Source organism: Streptomyces sp. NPDC058534, assembly GCF_042717365.1.
Taxonomy (GTDB): Bacteria; Actinomycetota; Actinomycetes; order Streptomycetales; family Streptomycetaceae; genus Streptomyces.
Genome location: NZ_JBHXNW010000002.1, coordinates 21,121 through 36,556, shown reverse-complemented (window position 1 = coordinate 36,556; position 15,436 = coordinate 21,121). Strand labels below are relative to the sequence as shown.

General features: G+C 73.8%; 11 protein-coding genes, 1 tRNA gene and 5 pseudogenes. 4 read left to right on the top strand and 13 right to left on the bottom strand.

Features of this window, described 5'->3' with window-relative positions; genetic code table 11:
* Positions 1-44: 44 nt before the first annotated feature.
* From ACFWR9_RS01265 to ACFWR9_RS01250, 4 genes are all read right to left on the bottom strand, one after another.
* The gene (locus ACFWR9_RS01265) at positions 45-1,919 is read right to left on the bottom strand and encodes an HEXXH motif domain-containing protein (protein ID WP_383833620.1); all 1,875 of its coding nucleotides are present in this window, start codon (positions 1,917-1,919) and stop codon (positions 45-47) included.
* Between the two features lie 29 nt (positions 1,920-1,948).
* The gene (locus tag ACFWR9_RS01260) at positions 1,949-2,146 is read right to left on the bottom strand and encodes a hypothetical protein (protein ID WP_383833617.1); all 198 of its coding nucleotides are present in this window, start codon (positions 2,144-2,146) and stop codon (positions 1,949-1,951) included.
* 119 nt (positions 2,147-2,265) lie between these two features.
* On the bottom strand, positions 2,266-3,369 hold the full coding sequence (locus ACFWR9_RS01255) for a trypsin-like peptidase domain-containing protein (protein ID WP_383833614.1): 1,104 nt from the start codon (positions 3,367-3,369) through the stop codon (positions 2,266-2,268).
* Positions 3,370-3,414: 45 nt separating this feature from the next.
* Positions 3,415-3,499 (bottom strand) — tRNA-Leu (locus ACFWR9_RS01250).
* A 140-nt stretch (positions 3,500-3,639) separates the two neighbouring features.
* On the opposite strand from ACFWR9_RS01250, the gene ACFWR9_RS01245 reads away from it, so the two are divergent.
* Complete coding sequence (locus ACFWR9_RS01245) at positions 3,640-4,980, top strand: DUF2254 domain-containing protein (RefSeq protein ID WP_383833611.1); 1,341 nt, start codon at positions 3,640-3,642, stop codon at positions 4,978-4,980.
* A 17-nt stretch (positions 4,981-4,997) separates the two neighbouring features.
* On the opposite strand, the pseudogene ACFWR9_RS01240 reads toward ACFWR9_RS01245, so the two are convergent.
* A pseudogene (locus ACFWR9_RS01240) lies at positions 4,998-5,426 on the bottom strand (aldehyde dehydrogenase family protein); the annotation flags it as partial.
* On the opposite strand from ACFWR9_RS01240, the pseudogene ACFWR9_RS01235 reads away from it, so the two are divergent.
* The 3 pseudogenes from ACFWR9_RS01235 to ACFWR9_RS01225 form a co-directional block, all read left to right on the top strand.
* Positions 5,425-5,957 (top strand): annotated as a pseudogene (locus ACFWR9_RS01235) (MFS transporter); the annotation flags it as partial. The pseudogenes ACFWR9_RS01240 and ACFWR9_RS01235 overlap by 2 nt on opposite strands.
* Positions 5,947-6,225: pseudogene (locus tag ACFWR9_RS01230) on the top strand (zinc ribbon domain-containing protein); the annotation flags it as partial. The pseudogenes ACFWR9_RS01235 and ACFWR9_RS01230, both read left to right, overlap by 11 nt.
* A 36-nt stretch (positions 6,226-6,261) precedes the next feature.
* Positions 6,262-6,459 (top strand): annotated as a pseudogene (locus tag ACFWR9_RS01225) (MFS transporter); the annotation flags it as partial.
* A 102-nt stretch (positions 6,460-6,561) separates the two neighbouring features.
* Here the strand turns inward: ACFWR9_RS01225 and ACFWR9_RS01220 are convergent.
* The 8 genes and pseudogenes from ACFWR9_RS01220 to ACFWR9_RS01185 form a co-directional block, all read right to left on the bottom strand.
* Positions 6,562-7,764: pseudogene (locus ACFWR9_RS01220) on the bottom strand (sugar phosphate isomerase/epimerase family protein); the annotation flags it as partial.
* 112 nt (positions 7,765-7,876) lie between these two features.
* On the bottom strand, positions 7,877-9,256 hold the full coding sequence (locus tag ACFWR9_RS01215; RefSeq protein WP_383833608.1) for an alkaline phosphatase family protein: 1,380 nt from the start codon (positions 9,254-9,256) through the stop codon (positions 7,877-7,879).
* Complete coding sequence (gene eboE / locus ACFWR9_RS01210) at positions 9,253-10,425, bottom strand: metabolite traffic protein EboE (protein WP_383833604.1); 1,173 nt, start codon at positions 10,423-10,425, stop codon at positions 9,253-9,255. The genes ACFWR9_RS01215 and eboE overlap by 4 nt, the downstream gene beginning before the upstream one ends.
* A gap of 3 nt (positions 10,426-10,428) precedes the next feature.
* Positions 10,429-11,277 carry a TatD family hydrolase gene (locus tag ACFWR9_RS01205; RefSeq protein ID WP_383833601.1) on the bottom strand — a complete coding sequence of 283 codons (849 nt, stop codon included), beginning with the start codon at positions 11,275-11,277 and terminating at the stop codon, positions 10,429-10,431.
* Positions 11,277-12,014 (bottom strand): EboA domain-containing protein, encoded by a 738-nt coding sequence (locus ACFWR9_RS01200; protein WP_383833598.1) that lies wholly within the window; start codon positions 12,012-12,014, stop codon positions 11,277-11,279. The genes ACFWR9_RS01205 and ACFWR9_RS01200 overlap by 1 nt, the downstream gene beginning before the upstream one ends.
* 14 nt (positions 12,015-12,028) lie before the next feature.
* Positions 12,029-13,009 carry a sugar phosphate isomerase/epimerase family protein gene (locus ACFWR9_RS01195; protein WP_383833985.1) on the bottom strand — a complete coding sequence of 327 codons (981 nt, stop codon included), beginning with the start codon at positions 13,007-13,009 and terminating at the stop codon, positions 12,029-12,031.
* Positions 13,010-13,137: 128 nt separating this feature from the next.
* Complete coding sequence (locus ACFWR9_RS01190; protein ID WP_383833981.1) at positions 13,138-14,109, bottom strand: SCO3242 family prenyltransferase; 972 nt, start codon at positions 14,107-14,109, stop codon at positions 13,138-13,140.
* Between the two features lie 452 nt (positions 14,110-14,561).
* Positions 14,562-15,436: inositol-3-phosphate synthase (locus ACFWR9_RS01185; RefSeq protein WP_383833595.1), on the bottom strand; the 875-nt coding region annotated here is incomplete at its 5' end.

Below are 15,436 nucleotides of genomic sequence, written 5' to 3'. Positions count from 1 at the left end.
CCAGCGAGGGCTGCGCGGCGGGTGCCGGGCGGCCCTCGTGGCGTTCAGCCCGTGGGCCGGGGCTCCTGCCCGGCGCGGCTCAGCCACGCGGCGAGTGCCATCGGCTCGGGCCGCTCGCCGTGCTCGGCGAGCAGGGTGTCCCGTACGGCCCGGGCCCATTGGGGCGACCCGAGCAGGAAGCGCGCGGCGGCCCGCTGTTCCGGGTCGTCGGCCGTGGCCCGTCCCAGCGCGGCCCAGGACCCCACCGGAGGGTCGTCCCGCAGCAGTTGGTCCGTGAGGATCCGCCGGGCGTCCGAACGGGCACCGGCGGCCAGCAGGACGTCCACCGGCCCGGCCCCTCGCACCGTGGCCGTACCGGGGTCCCGCCAGGGGCCGTCCGGATCCGTCAGACGGTGCCGGGCCAGCACCGCCGCCGTGTCCAGGAAGCAGGCGTCGGGGTCCGGCCGCAGGAGCGACGGGGTGGCCCGAAGGGCCGGCGGGCAGCTCTCTCCCCGTCGCCAGGCGCGTACCGCCTCGTACACCACGTCGGAGGAGGGGCGCAGATGGTGTTCGCGCCACCGGGCCCGATGGCTGGCGGTCGCCTCACGCGCGAGCCCCAGCTCCTCGGCGGGAAGGCGCTCGGTGAGCCATCCGGCACAGATCTGGGCCAGGGACTCCAGGAGCCGGTTCCCCAGGGCCGTCAACCGCTCGTGGCCGCGGGCGCTGTCGAGCGTCGACCACACCGCGTCCCGCCACAGGGCGAACTCGAAGTGCGCCAGCGGCCCGTGGCCGGTGTCGGCGGCGTGCCGGTGGGCACGCCAGAAGCGGGTCACGCCGAAGAAGGCGTAGATCCCCTGGAGCAGGCCCTCCAGCGGACGGGGGTCGTCCCGCCACGGCGCGTGGAACAACCGCGGCGGCTCGTCGGTCTTGTCGGTCCGGGTGACCAGGGGCCCGAGGTGCGTGAGTGCGCCGAGTTTGATGTGCTGGAACTCGTGCACCAGGGTGGCGGCCAGTTCCGGACCCTCGTCGGGCAGCGAGGCGTTGATTCCGCCGAACGCCTCCGCGGAGGAACTGCTGTATGGCCGAAACCTTTCTCCTCTGGGCACGGGAGTGATGGACCTCAGCCCTCGGCGCATCGCTTCCGTCTGGTCCGGCTCGTCGCGCAGCAGGTCCCAGGCGTCGTCGACCGCGCGCTGCCAGGCGCCGGCCTCCTGCTCGGAGAGCGGGCGTGGCGCGGTGGGCCCGGAGAACATGCGAAACGGGTCGTGTTCTTCGAGGGCCAGTGAGCCCGCCGAGTCGCCTCGCCCCAGCGTCAGCCGCCGGGTGGGCCGCCAGCCGGGAGCACGACGCTCCCAGTCAGGCCCCACCACCACGTCGCCGGACGGTCCGCTGATGCGCAGGCGCTCCCCGTCCCCGGTGACACGCACCGCCGTCCGCCCGCCCGCGCCGGGCAGGACCGCGCACCCCAGGCCGGGGAGGGAAACGATTCCCTCGCTCACCGCGACCCACAGGGCGAAGCGGATGCGGGCACCGGCGGCGCCCGCGACGGCCAGGGCGGACAGGTGGCCCAGGGTCTGCCGGACGGGGGCCTCGCCCTGAGGGGCACCCCGCAGCAGTCGCAGCGCCGACGACAGCCAGGTACCGGTCCCCGGTGCCATCAGGACGCCGTCGACCGCCCCCGGGGCCCGGGCCTGCGCACGTTCGAGGAGGTCCCAGGCGTCGTGGAGGGACAGCGGCCGTTCCCCGTCGTGGCCGTGCGCCCGGTCGGCGCCGCGGTCCAGCAGGGCCCGCAGCAGCAGGAGCCGGCGACTGCGCTCGGCGCTCAGCAGCTCCTCGATGACGTCACCGTCGCCGCCGCCCCGCACGAGCCCGCGCAGGCCGGTCTCCGAGATCCCGTGGAAAACGGATCGCCCGGCAGGCGTGCTGTCCGTGGGACCCACTGGTACTCCCCCCGCACACGGCTACGGTCCTAGTTTCCGAGCCCTGTGTGCGTCTGATTGACGCCCGCGACCGTGATCGCATGAGGATCGTCGACATCGGCCAGCAACCGTTCGAGAGACGCGGACATGACTGGACCGTCAAGAGAACGCAACGCCTCGAGCGATACCCCCGAGAGGTCGATGAGTCCGGACTCAAAGGCCGGCGTCGCCCGCTCCACGGCTGCCAAGTCCCCTCCCCGTATGGTCTCTTACGCGCCGTCGTCCTCTACGCGCCCTCGTTCCTCCTTCATCATGACCCAGGGGGAGGCGGCCCGAAACCTGTGTACCGGCCAGCTGCGACATCAAGTCAGTTGTGGCGCAGGGCCAGTTCGGCCATCGCCCGGTCGACCTCGCGCAGTTCCTCGGAGCCCTCCTCCCACGTCCGCAGCTCCGCCAGGAACGTGTCGAGGGTGCCGGGGAAGCGCAGGCACGTGCGCAGAACGCCGTACACCTCGAACCTCAGCCGGTCGTCGCGCGGCCGGTGGGCGGCCACCCGGGGGTCGATTCCGGCCAGGACGGCGTCGAGGCCGTTCGGCCTGCGCAGCGTGGGCAGTGCGGTCAACACGTCGACCAGGTGGCGGAGTTCGCCGAGGGTGAGCGTGTGCGGCAACGAGGCGAGGGACGGAGGATCGGCGGATGGATGCCGGGTCGCCGTCCCGGGCTCGGGGCCGGCCACCGGTCCGGGACGGTCCGGGAGGCCCGCGCGGGTACGGAGGATGTCCAGTTCGGCCGGGGTCAGCAGCTCGTACCAGCGCCCCACCCGCACCGCCGCGAGGCGTCCGAGACCGTCGGAACGGTGGTGGGTGGTGATCAGGCCGATGATCGCGTCGTCGGACCAGAGTGGCGCGCCGGACATTCCCTCCCACGGGGACCGGTCGGGTTCGACGTCTTCGGCCGGGGGCGGGACGGCGACCTCCAGCGTTCCGGCCCGGCGGTTGGAGAGTGCGGACACCGCTCCGTCGACGTGGCAGGAGTCCCGGTACCGGCCGGGCGGGCCGCCGGTGTTGGGTTCGTCCGCTCCGCCGTACTCGCGCAGTTTGAAGCGGGGGAACCCCACGGCGGTGACGGGGAGGGTGACGGCCTCCTCGGGCAGGACGGCGTAGCGGGGCGCGTGGTGGACCGGGCGGGTCTCGGGGAGCGTGCCGGTGAGTTCCAGCAGAGCCAGGTCGGCGGGGCGGGAGCTGAGGACGACCCGGGCTTCGGTGGACCACTCGGTGGGGTGGTCGGCGTCGAAGCGGACCTTGAGCGTGGCCGGCGGGGGCTCGACCAGGTGGGCGGCGGTGAGGACGTACCGTTCGGTGACGCGGTAACCGGATCCTCTGCGTCCGGTGACACCACCCGGGCGGCCGACGATCATCTCCGCGACACGGGCGATGTCCAGCCCGTCCGCTCCCCCTCGGCCCGTTCTCACACGGGGCCTCTACCCCGTGGAACGGCGCCTCAAATGCAAAGAGAGTGTCCGAGGGGGGACTTGAACCCCCACGCCCGATAAAGGGCACTAGCACCTCAAGCTAGCGCGTCTGCCATTCCGCCACCCGGACCAGGTGTCTGTCGTGGTGCGGGGGTGTCCCCGCGGCGACATGGACAACCATACCAAGGTTTCGCAGCGCCTTTCACCTGCGTTTCCTTCCCCTGAGCGGCGGTCCGCGACCGGCGGTGCCGGGGCGCCTAGGGTCGCACCATGAGTGACTGGATGGTTACCCGGAGCCCGCTTCCGCGTCGCCGGTCGCGGGCGCTGTCGCCGCTCAGGGAGCATCTGCGGGACACGTTCTGGTTCGCGCCCACCGCGGCGATGGTGGGCGTCTTCGTGGTGTGGCTGGTGGCTCAGGAGCTGGATGCCGCTCTCGTCCGTTCGCTGCAGGACGGCGGTGACTACGACACGCTCGCCGAACTGCTGCGGTTCGCGGACGACGCGAAGACGGTGGTGTCGGCGGTCGGCTCGGCGATGATGACGTTCATCGGGGTGGTGTTCAGCATCTCGCTGGTCGCGGTGCAGATGGCGAGCGGTCAGTTCACGCCGCGCGTGGTGCGGCTGTTCGTCCGCAGCCGGATCACCAAGGCGACCTTCGCGGTGTTCCTGGCCACCTTCGTCCTGACACTGCTGGTCCTCACCAGCTACGACAGCACCCCGGACCCCCGCGCCGCCACGTCCGTGCCGCTGGTGCAGTCGGTGCTCACTCTCCTCATGGTCGCGCTGAGCCTGCTGCTCTTCGTGATGTACGTGAACGGCACGCTGCGGCTGATGCGGATCGGCCATGTGATCGCCCGGATCGCCGCGGAGTCCTTCCGGGCGGCGGCGCTGATGCCGGCACCCGCTGACGACGCGGACGACGGGGAGGCGGACGGGCTGAGCCCGGTCACGGCGTGGGTCGCGCACGAGGGGCGGGCCGGGGTGCTGCGGGACGTGCACATCGCACGGCTGGTGCGGGTGGCGCGCGGGCACGGGGTGGTGCTGCGACTGGTCCCGCGGATCGGTGACTTCCTGGTGCCGGGCACGCCCGTGCTGGCGGTGCACGGCGGGGCCGCCCCGCCGCGCCGGGCCCTGCGGTACGCGCTGTCCGTGGGGGTGGAGCGCACCTTCCACCAGGATCTGGCGTTCGGGCTCCGTCAGCTGTCCGACATCGGGCTGCGTGCCCTGTCCCCCGCGATCAACGATCCGACCACGGCCGTGCAGGCCCTGGACCGGGTCGTGCAGATCCTGGCCGCCCTGTCCCGTCGGCCGCTGGACGCCGTGGTGCACCGTGACCGGCGCGGTGCGGCCCGGCTGGTGCAGGCCGTGCCCGGGTGGACGGAGCTGGTGGACCTGGGCTTCGCCGAGGTCCGTGGCTGTGCGGTGGGGGCGCCGCAGGTCTCGCGCCGGCTGCTGGCCGGGCTCGACGACCTGCTGCTGCTCGCGCCGCCGGGCCGGCGCGAACCCCTGCTGCGCCACCGCGAGCTGCTGCGGCAGGCCGTCGAGCGTGACACGCCGGCCCCGGCGGACCGGGCCTTCGCGCTGTTGCCGGACCGCCAGGGCATCGGCTGACCCGGGGTGCATGACGGCTACGGCATGAGGTGGCCGTCCGGGAAGTTCCCCGGCAGCCGCTCCCCCGCCGGGCCCCGGGTGACGGCCCGCACCAGCAGCTCGCCACCCACGAAGGCGCCGCGCCAGGACGCGCCGTGGCCGCCGAACAGCTCGTCGCGGTCCCCACGCGAACGTGGCACGCCGTGGCCGACCTTGAAGGCGCGGATGTGCGGCGCCAGCCTGTCGTACGTCGCCGGGTCGTCCGTGGACAGGGTGGCCACCAGCGCGCCGTTGGAGGCGTTCATCGCGGCGAGCAGCTCGGCCTCGGTGTCGACCAGGACGATGGTGTCGACCGGCCCGAACGGTTCCGCGTGGTGCAGCGGCGAGGACCGGGGCGGGTTGAGGAGGGTGACCGGATGGACGTAGGCGGAGGTGTCCTGGCCGGGGAGGAACCGCGCGTCGGCGGCGCACCACTGGTCCAGCGGCAGCATCTACTGGATGATGACCGCCTGGATCTTCTGTCCGGCCGCCGTCGCGTTTCCGGCGGGGCGGCTGCGTGAGAACGGCAAGCTGCCGGCCCGCTGGGCGATGATGCTGGGTTCGGCCGGCACGCTGCTCGGCTATCGTCCCTGGCGTTCGCGCCGCATGTCGTGCTCGCCTTCATCGGGTTCGGCGTGTCAGCGGCATGGGTGCGGGCATGGTGTACGCGACCTGAGTCAACATGGTCGGCAAGTGGTACCCGGAGCGCAGGGGCGGCAAGACCGGCTTCGTCAACGGCGGTTTCGCCTACGGCTCGGTACCGTTCGTCTTCCTCTTCCTCGGCTACGTGGACGGCTCCAACTTCCGCTGGGTGCTGGTCTCGGCGGGTGTCTTCCTCGCCGCGACGGTGGCTCTCGCCGGCGTGTACTTCCGGGACCCGCCGAAGAACTGGTGGCCCGCCGCCGTCGACCCGCTGAACCCGCCCGACGACCCGCGGGCCCGGCGTTCACTTACAAGACCACCCAGCTCGGCGGCACCCTGCACAAGGTCGCCGCCCCCGGCACCTCCCGGCGCTGCTCAGCGTGCGGCTTCACCACGCCTGGCAGTCGGGAGTCCCAGGCCGTGTTCGTGTGCAAGAACCCGGACTGCGGCTGGTCGGGCAACGCCGACCACAACGCGGCCCGGAACGTCCTGCACCTGTACCGGACGGGCCTCGCGCTCATCCCGGCTGCCGCGAGGGCAGTCGTCAGGCGCGCCAAGCGCGTCAAGCCCGCTGCCGCAAGGTAAGCAGGAATCTCCGCGGCTTCAGTCGGGAGAGCACTTCAAAGCTCCAAGCTCGTCTCCGGTCTGGGCGCGGGCATGGGTGCCGTGGTCGTGGGCGCCTGGGGCTACAACGGAGCCTTCACCCTGGCGGGCTGCATCTCGATCTTCGCCGGATTCATGGCGCTGTTCCCGCAACCGCCGGGACGGTCGAGGGACAAGCGCATCACGCCCAACACCCGGCCACTCGGGGAGGGATGACCGCACGACGCTTCCCTCGCACATCCTTCGCACGGACGGGCGGCCCTCCCGCGGCACGCGGGGAGGGCCGCCCGTCCGGGACGCGGGTCCCAACATGTTGGGCAGGGCCCCCACGGGGTCGTTACTGATAATGTCCTCCCGCAGCGACTGCGCGGGGTCGGTGGCGCTCGGGGAGTTGTCGTCCTCGATCATCGGGTTGTGGTAGTTCCGCTCCCCGACCCGGGAGAAGAACGTGCGGTAGTCGATGACCCCCGTGCCGAAGGGCACCATGTCGTAGCCCATGCCGTTGGTGGTGCTGACCACGCCGTCCTTGGCGTGGAACAGCGGGTAGCGCTTGTTGTTGCGGGCGACCAGACCCGCCGGGTCGAAGACGTCCTTCCGGGTCGAGCCGTCGTGGGCGGTGTAGGAGTGGAACTTGTACTGGGCCACGTGCGCCCAGAAGATGTCCATCTCCAGCCAGACCACCTTCGGGTCGGTGACCTTGAGGAAGTACTCCAGCTTCCGGATGCCCGAGCTGCGGGTCGGCCGGCCCTGGTCGTCCAGCGGGCCGCCGTCGAGCAGGAAGCCGTAGGCGCCGTCGTGGTTGTGGGTGTAGAGCTTGATGCCCTCGCGGCGGGCGATCCCGCCGAGGGCGTTCCACTTGTCGGCGGCCACGTCCCAGTCGGCGCGGTAGGAGCTGCCGGTGGGGTCGCCGCCGGTGCCCATGTGGTCCAGGCCGAGGATGTTGGCGATCTCCAGGTGCTTCTTGAAGGTGTCCTTGTCCTCCGCGGTCAGCGGCCAGGAGGACGGGATGAAGCCGTGGTTGCCCTGGGCGCGCAGACCGTAGTCGTCGAGCCAGGAGCGCAGCAGCCTGGCACCCTTGACGGACTCCAGGCTCGCGCCGCCCGGGGCGTTGGCGTGCTGGTTGTATCCGGCGAACTCGACCTGCCGGTAGCCGTGACGGGCGAGCTGCTTGAACACCTCGCGGAAGCCGGAGGGCAGGTCGGAGGCGAGGGGGTCGCGGGCGGTGGCGTCGCGGACGGTGTAGAGGATGATGCCGCGCTTGTCCGCCGGGACGAGGACCGGCCCGCGGTCGTGGTCGTGGTCGTGGTCGTGTCCATGGCCGTGGCCTCTGTCCCGGTCCTGTGCGAGGGCCGGGGCGGCGCCGAAGACGGGGGCCGCGACGGCTCCGGCCGCCACCGCGGTGCAGGTGCTGAGGAAGCGGCGCCGGCCCACGCCGAGGCTGCGGCGGAGGCTCTCGTCCGGGCCGTCAAGGGCCGGGTCCGTGCCGGCGTCGGTGCGGGACGGGTCGGTGAACGGGGTCACGGTGCCTGCCTTCTGGGTCGTGGCCTGCCCCGATGCGGCTCGGGCGGGCCGTTGTCAGTGCCGTGTGTTTCACTCTCAGTAGCTGGATCTCGGCGGAGCGTGTGACGGGGCGTCAGCCGAGGCCGGCCAGCCGGAGCAGGAGTTGTTTCACATCGGTGGCCGCTACGCGGTCTCCGACAGCGCGGGAGGTGGAGCAGATGAGGAGCGGACCGTCGTCGTCGCTCGCGGGGAGGCGGCCGTGGCTGCCTCGAATAGGTGAGGCATCCAGAGGCACCACCGCCATGCGGTAGCGCATGCCGAGTTTCTTGCGGGCCAGGGCGGAGGCCGCCTTGACCTTGACGTAGGGGTCGAGCGGGTCCATGAACAGCTCGACCGGGTCGTAGCCGGGTTTGCGGTGGATCTCGACGAGCTGCGCGAAGTCGGGCGCGCGGTCGTCATCGAGCCAGTAGTAGTACGTGAACCAGGCGTCCGGCTCGGCGACGGCGACCAGCTCGCCGGCCCGGGGATGGTCGAGACGCTGGGCCTTCTTGCCCTCGTCGTCGAGGAGTTGCCCGAGGCCGGGCAGCCCCTCCAGGGCGGCGCGGGTCGCGTCCAGGTCCTCGGGGCGGCGGACGTACACGTGGGCGATCTGGTGGTCGGCGACCGCGAAGGCGCGCGAGGCCATCGGGTCGAGGTATTCCATGCCGTCCTGGGTGTGCACCTCAAGGAGCCCGGCGCGGCGCAGGGCGCGGTTGATGTCCACGGGCCGGCTGACGGGGGTGATGCCGTACTCGGAGAGCGCGACGACGGTGCGGCCCTCGGCGCGGGCGTCCTCGAGGAGCGGGGCCAGCGCCGCGTCCAGGTCGGCGGCGGCCTTCAGGGAGCGGGGGTCGTCGGGGCCGAAGCGCTGGAGGTCGTAGTCCAGGTGAGGGAGGTAGCAGAGCGTCAGGTCGGGATGCCGGGTGGCCATGATGTGCCGGGTGGCGTCGATGATCCACTGGCTGGAGACCAGGTCCGCGCCGGGTCCCCAGAAGTGGAAGAGCGGGAAGGTGCCGAGCTTGTCGGTGAGTTCGTCGTGCAGGGCCGGGGGCCTGGTGTAGCAGTCGGGTTCCTTGCGGCCGTCGGCGTAGTAGACGGGACGAGGGGTGACGGTGAAGTCCGTGTCGGCGCCCATGGCGTACCACCAGCAGATGTTGGCCACGGTGTAGCCGGGGTGGGCGCGGCGGGCGGCGTCCCAGAGCTTGTCGCCGGCGACGAGTCCGTTGTGCTGGCGCCACAGCAGGACGTCGCCGAGTTCGCGGAAGTACCAGCCGTTGCCCACGATGCCGTGCTCGGAGGGGTGGGTGCCGGTGAGGAAGGTGGACTGGGCGGCGCAGGTGACGGCGGGCAGCACGGTGCCGAGCGGTGCGCGGGAGCCGGACTGGCCGAGCCGCTTGAGGTGGGGCATGTGGTCGAGGAGACGGGGGGTGAGGCCGACGACGTCCAGGACGAGGAGGGGGGTCGGGCGGGTCATGGCAGTTCCTTGAGGCCGAGGTCGGTCAGCAGGTCGCGGGCGAGGGTCAGCTCGGCGGCGATGCCGTCGGTGAGCTGCGCGCGGGCGCGGGGCCGCAGCTCGGGCGGGAGGGCCTGCCAGGTGTAGGTCTCGACCTCCAGATGGCGGGTGAGGGGACGCGGGCCGCCGACCAGCCGGGTCAGCGCGGCCTTGAGCACGGGAAGGGTGGAGGTGAGGGGCGCGGCGGGGGCCGCGTGCAGGGGGACGTGGAAGTGGGCGCGCCAGGGCGCGGTGTCGGGCAGCGGGCCGCCGTCGGCCAGGGCCTCGTCGAGGTCGTCGGTGCCGTGCCGGCCGCCGGCCGTGGTGGTCCGGGTCTGGTGCAGGAAGCGCGGCTCGGCGAACGCGGCCAGCGCCTCCCGGACCGCGGGGTCGCCGGGCTGCTCGGCGTGCAGGGCGGCGGACAGCTGGGACTTGACGACGGGGACACGGGCGGCGGTGAGGGCGCCCAGAGCGGTGTCCGGATCTTCGAAGGAGGTGGCGAGGTGGCAGGTGTCGACGCAGATGCCGATCCGGTCGTGGCCGATCGCGGTCAGCGGGGCGATCGCGTCGTGGGTGGTCTCCACGACGCAGCCGGGTTCGGGTTCCAGGCCGATGCGGATGGAGCGGCCGGTCAGCTCCTGGAGCGCGTCGAGGCGTTCGGCGAGCGTGACCAGCGCGGCGTGCGCCTTGTCGGCGCGGGTCTCGTCGTACGCGGTGCGCCAGGCGAGGGGCAGCGTGGAGATGGTGCCGTCCGTGACGTCGTCGGGCAGCAGTCCGGCGAGCAGACGGGCCAGGGAGGTGGTGTGCTCCAGGCGCTCCGGGTCGGCCCAGTCCGGCTTGTAGACGCGGTACTTGACCTCTTCGGCGCCGAAGCCCTCATAGGGGAAGCCGTTGAGGGTGACGACCTCCAGGCCCCGCCGGTCGAGCTCCGTGCGCAGGCCGCGCAGCGCGGCGGGGTCGGTGACCAGGGCGTGGGCGGCGTCCCGGGCCAACCACAGGCCGATGCCGAGGCGGTCGCGGCCCAGACGTTTGCGGACCGGCTCGCAGTGGTCGCGGAGCTGGGCGAGGACGCCGTCGAGGGTCTCGGCGGGGTGGACGTTGGTGCAGTAGGCGAGGTGGACGGTGGAGCCGTCGGGGTGCCGGAAGCGCATGGCTCACTCCCCGCCGCGCAGGATGGAGTTGCCCTCGTGCGTGGCGTCGGCCGTGGCGACGTCCAGTTCCAGCCGTCCGCTGAGCCCGTAGAAGGCGACGGGGTTGCGCCACAGGACCAGGTCCACGTCGTCCTCGGTGAAGCCCTCGGCGAGCATCAGGTCGCCGACCTTGCGGGTCTTGAGCGGGTCGCTCCTGCCCCAGTCGGCGGCGGAGTTCACCAGGACCCGCTCCGGGCCGTAATCACGCAGCAGGGCCACCATCCGGGCCTCGTCCATCTTGGTGTCCGGATAGACGGAGAAGCCGAGCCAGGCGCCGCTGTCCTTCGCCTCCTTGACGGTGGTCTCGTTGAGGTGGTCGACCAGCACGTGCTCCGTGGGCAGCGCGGACTCGCGGACCGCGTCCAGGGTGCGGCGCAGGCCGGCCAGCTTGTCGCGGTGCGGGGTGTGCACGAGGGCGGGCAGGCCGTGGTCGGCGGCGAGCTGGAGCTGGGCGGCCAGGGCGGTGTCCTCGGCCGGGGTCATCGAGTCGTAGCCGATCTCGCCGACCGCCACCACGCGGTCCTTGACCAGATAGCGGGGCAGCTCGTCCAGGACGGGGAGGCAGCGGGGGTCGTTCGCCTCCTTGGGGTTGAGGGCGATCGTGCAGTGGTGGGCGATGCCGTACTGGGCGGCGCGGAAGGGTTCCCAGCCGAGCAGGGCGTCGAAGTAGTCGCGGAAGGAGTCGGGGGAGGTGCGGGGCTGGCCCAGCCAGAAGGAGGGTTCGACCACGGCGCGGACACCGGCGGCGTGCATGGCCTCGTAGTCGTCGGTGGTGCGGGAGGTCATGTGGATGTGGGGGTCGAAGATGCGCATCAGGACTCCTTGCCGTGGGGGCCGGCGTTGCCGGGCGCGGGAGGCTGCTCGGACTCGGTCAGGGCCAGGACTCGGTGCAGGTCTTCGGGGACGGTGCGGCCCGCGGCGGTGCGTTCGGCGGCGTAGTCGGCGAGCATGCGGGCGAGTTCGTCGTCGCCGCGGGCCCGGCCGGCGAGATCCGCCACGTGGTCGAGGGCGACACCGGTGAACAGGCACTTCAGTACGGCGTGCCGCCACTGGTGGGCGTCGAGGTGACGGGCCGCGTACGGGCCGAGGGCTGCGGCGACGAGCCGGGTGTCGTTGGTGCGCAGCGCGTCCTCGACGAGCGGGAGGGCGTCCGGGCCGGGCACCAGGTGGGGCAGGGCGTGCAGGACGGCGCGGCGTTCGTCTGCGGTGCCCTGGGAGTAGACCCGGCTCAGGGCCTCCGTGCCGGCGCGGGCGGCGTGCAGGACGAGGACCCGGGCGGCGTCGGCGTGGGCGGGACCGCAGCGCCGGCCCGCCTCGGCGAGGCGCAGCTCCCACACGGAGATGGGTCCGTGGGTGCCGGGGTGGGCGGCGGCCTCGTCCAGGGCCTGGTCCAGCCAGGCGCGGGCGGCTCCGCCCAGCTCGGCGGTGAGGGCGGCGCGCAGGTCGGCGGGCGGGACGTGGGCGGGGTTGGTGCCCTGCGGGTCCTGCCCGGCGGGGTTGCCATCCGTGACCTGGGCGGGGGTGGCGTGGGTGGCGTGTGGCTGCGTCATGGGTGTGGCTCCCTTCAACGGGTGGCGGAGGGCTCGCCCGAGCGGTTCGTACGGGGTGACGCCGCCGCGGCCCGGCGGAGGAACGGGAGGGAGCGTTCGGCGAAGTGGGGGCCGGCGTGGGAGTGGCGGGGCAGTTCGACGACGGTCAGGCCCTGGTAGCCGGTGGCGGCGAGGGCGTCGAGGACGGGCGGGAAGTCGATCTCGCCGTCACCGAAGGGGAGGTGTTCGTGGACGCCGCGGCGCATGTCCTCGATCTGGACGTGGCGCAGCCAGGGGGCGGCGGCGCGCACGCAGTCGGCCGGAGGGAGGGGTTCGAGGCACTGGCAGTGGCCGATGTCCAGGGTGAGGCCGAGGTGCTCGGGGTCGCCGAGGGCGCCGCGCAGGGTGTGGAAGTCGGCGAGTTCGGCCAGGAGGTGGCCCGGTTCGGGCTCGACGGCCAGGGGGACGCCCGCGGTGGCGGCGGCTTCCAGGACCGGGGTGAGGGACTCGGCCAGCCGCTTCCACGCCGTGTCCTCGTCCGTGCCGGGCGGGGTGATGCCGCTGAAGCAGTGCACCGCGTGGGCCCCCAGGTCGGCGGCGACCCGGACGGCGCGGACCAGGAGGTCGGCGCGGCGGGCGCGGTCGTCCGGGTCCGGGTCGAGCAGGGAGGGGCCGTGCTTGCAGCGCGGGTCGAGCACGTAGCGGGCGCCCGTCTCCACCGTGACGCCCAGCCCGAGGGCGTCGAGGCGGCGGGCGACCCGGCGGGTGCGGGCGGCCAGGTCGTCGCCCAGCGGGTCGAGGTGCATGTGGTCGAGCGTCAGGCCGACGCCGTCGTAACCCAGGTCGGCGAGGAGGCCGAGGGCGTCGTCGAGCCGGAGGTCGGCGAGGCCGTTGGTGCCGTAGCCGAAGCGGAGCGGGAGCGGCGGGGCGCCGCCACCCGGGTTCGGCCCGGTACCGGCCCTCGCATCGGCACCGGGTGCGCCCGGACTCGCGTGCGGTGTGGTCGGCGTGGGCAGGGGCGCCCCCGCCTCCCCGGTCGCGTGCCCGCTCCGGGCCGCGTCCGAAGTACCGGTCGAGTCGGCAGCCGCGGTCCCGTCCACAGCCGCCTTCGGGTACCCGTTCGGGCCCCGGTTCGGGTTCCGGCTCACGTGATGCTCACCTTCCTCATGGCGGCCCTCCTCGCGAACATCCGGCCCGCCGGGGCCAGGGCCGCGATCAGCAGGGACGTGGCGGGTGCCCCGGAGCGGGCCGCGAGGGCGGCCTGGAGGGGGACCGTGGCCCGGATGCCGCCGCCGACGGCGCGTTGGGTGAGCGGAGGTGAGGGGTTGAGCGTGGCGTGGACGTAGGGTCGGGCCGCGGTGGCGGCGTATGCGGCGCCCAGGGCGGTGGCGAGGACGTCCCACCGGGCCCCCGGGGTGCCTTCGGCGGGGTGGGAGCCCGACAGGCCGGGGGCGGCTGCTGCCCACCGGCCTGCCGGGAGTCGGGTGCGGCGGTGGCCGACCAGCCGGGTCAGCACCCCCGTCGTCGCCAGGGCCGCCAGCGGGGCCAGGACCGAACCGCCGGTGGTCTCCTTGCGGGAGACGGCCGTGACCGCGAGGGTGTGGCTGCCGAGCAGCGCGGCGGAGGGCAGCGCGGCCCGGGCCCCGCCGGAGGTGGCCGCCGCGCCCAGGAGCAGGTCAAGGCCACGGGCGGCGGCCATGGCCGCGGGGCCGGCGGGGGTGTGCTTCAGGACGAGGTCGTAGGCCCAGACGGACCCCGCCAGCGGCGCGGCCACCGCCAGGGCGGGGCGCCCGGCCGCGGCGGCGAGCGCGAGACCGGCGCCGGTGAGGCCGCAGGCCGCGGCGAGGGCGGCGGCCGGACGGATACGGCCGGACGGAATCGGGCGGTGCGGACGCTCCACGGCGTCCTCGGCACGGTCCGCCCAGTCGTTCAGGGCCATGCCGGCCTCGTACAGGCACAGGGATGATCCGATGGCGAGCAGCGTGCGGGGCCCGGGGCGCGCCCCGGCCGCGGCGGCGCCGGCCAGGGCGTCTCCGGGGACGGTGAACAGGGCGGGCAGCCGCAGCAGTTCGGCCCAGGCACCGGCGCGGCCGGAGCGGGGGCCGGGGCGGGGTATGCGGGTCGCGACACCGTCGGCGGACGGCGCCGCAGCGTCAGCCGCCTGGCCGTCGGCGGACGGCGCCGGAGCGTGAGCGCCCTGGTCGCCGACGGACGACGCCACGGCGTCAACGCCCTCGCCGCCGACGGACGACGCCACGGCGTCGCCGCCCCGGCCGTCCGCCGACCCGCCGGGCACCCCAGACACCCCAGGCACCCCAGGCGCCCCGGACGACCCGGATGATCCTGGCGACCCAGGCGCCCCGGACGACCCGGATGATCCTGGCGACCCAGGCGCCCCGGACGACCCGGATGATCCTGGCGACCCAGGCGCCCCGGACGACCCGGATGATCCTGGCGACCCGGGTGCCCTGGACGACGCAGACATCCCAGACGTCCCTGCCACCCCGGATATCCCAAGCCCGCCAGGCACCCCGGACGACCCGGACGCGTCCCGCGCCCTGGCGCGGCTCATCGCCCCGCCCCGCGCTCGACGGCGTCGTCCCCGTCGTCCCGCAACCGCCCCGCGAAGCCCCGCAGCTCCGCGTACTGCTCCGCCAGGGACGACGGGCCGTCGCCGACCGGGTCCTTGAAGTAGAAGCCCAGCTCGCTCAGCGGGCCGGACAGGCCCTTCTCGTGGGCGCGGGCGGCCAGCCGGGCCAGGTCGAGGACCAGCGGAGCGGCCAGCGCCGAGTCGCAGCCCTGCCAGGTGGTCTGGAGGACCATCCGGGCGCCGAGGAAGCCGTCGAAGGCGATGTGGTCCCAGGCGGTCTTCCAGTCGCCGAGCGCGGGCACGTCGTCGATGTGGACCTCGCCCTCGGGTGCGGCACCGAGGGTGTCGACGAGGACGCGTTCCTTGCCGGCGTTCTTGGCGGCGGCCGCCGCGGGGTCGGCGAGGGCGGCGCCGTCGCCGCCGCCGAGGAGGTTGGTGCCGGACCAGGCGCGCACGGCGAGGGCCCGCTGGAGGAACATCGGGCCGAGCACGGAGCGCAGCAGGGTCTGCCCGGTCTTGCCGTCGCGGCCCGCGTACGGGAGCCCGGAGGACTCGGCGAGCGCGGCCAGCGCCGGGTGGTGCAGGCCGGTGGACGGGGTGAAGTTGACGTAGGGGCAGCCGGCGCGCAGGGCGGCCGCCGCGTAGAGGGAGCTGGGGGGCAGGGAGTCGTCGGTGGGCGCGGGCTCGGTGGAGGCGACGTTGACGACGACGGCGCCCGCGAGGTCCTGGCGGCGCACGAAGTCGCGGATGTCGGCCGCGAACACGTCGATCAGTTCGTCCTGGCCGGGGGCGGGGCCGCCCCCCCGGGGGGGTGTTTTTTGGCGAGTCGCCGGGGGGGGGCGCCGGCGGGGGC

Coding starts and splice junctions, on each gene's coding strand:
- ACFWR9_RS01245 (WP_383833611.1), top strand. CDS start 3,640: ATGAGTGACTGGATGGTTACCCGGAGCCCGCTTCCGCGTCGCCGGTCG.
- ACFWR9_RS01215 (WP_383833608.1), bottom strand. CDS start 9,256: ATGACCCGCCCGACCCCCCTCCTCGTCCTGGACGTCGTCGGCCTCACC.
- eboE (WP_383833604.1), bottom strand. CDS start 10,425: ATGCGCTTCCGGCACCCCGACGGCTCCACCGTCCACCTCGCCTACTGC.
- ACFWR9_RS01205 (WP_383833601.1), bottom strand. CDS start 11,277: ATGCGCATCTTCGACCCCCACATCCACATGACCTCCCGCACCACCGAC.
- ACFWR9_RS01200 (WP_383833598.1), bottom strand. CDS start 12,014: ATGACGCAGCCACACGCCACCCACGCCACCCCCGCCCAGGTCACGGAT.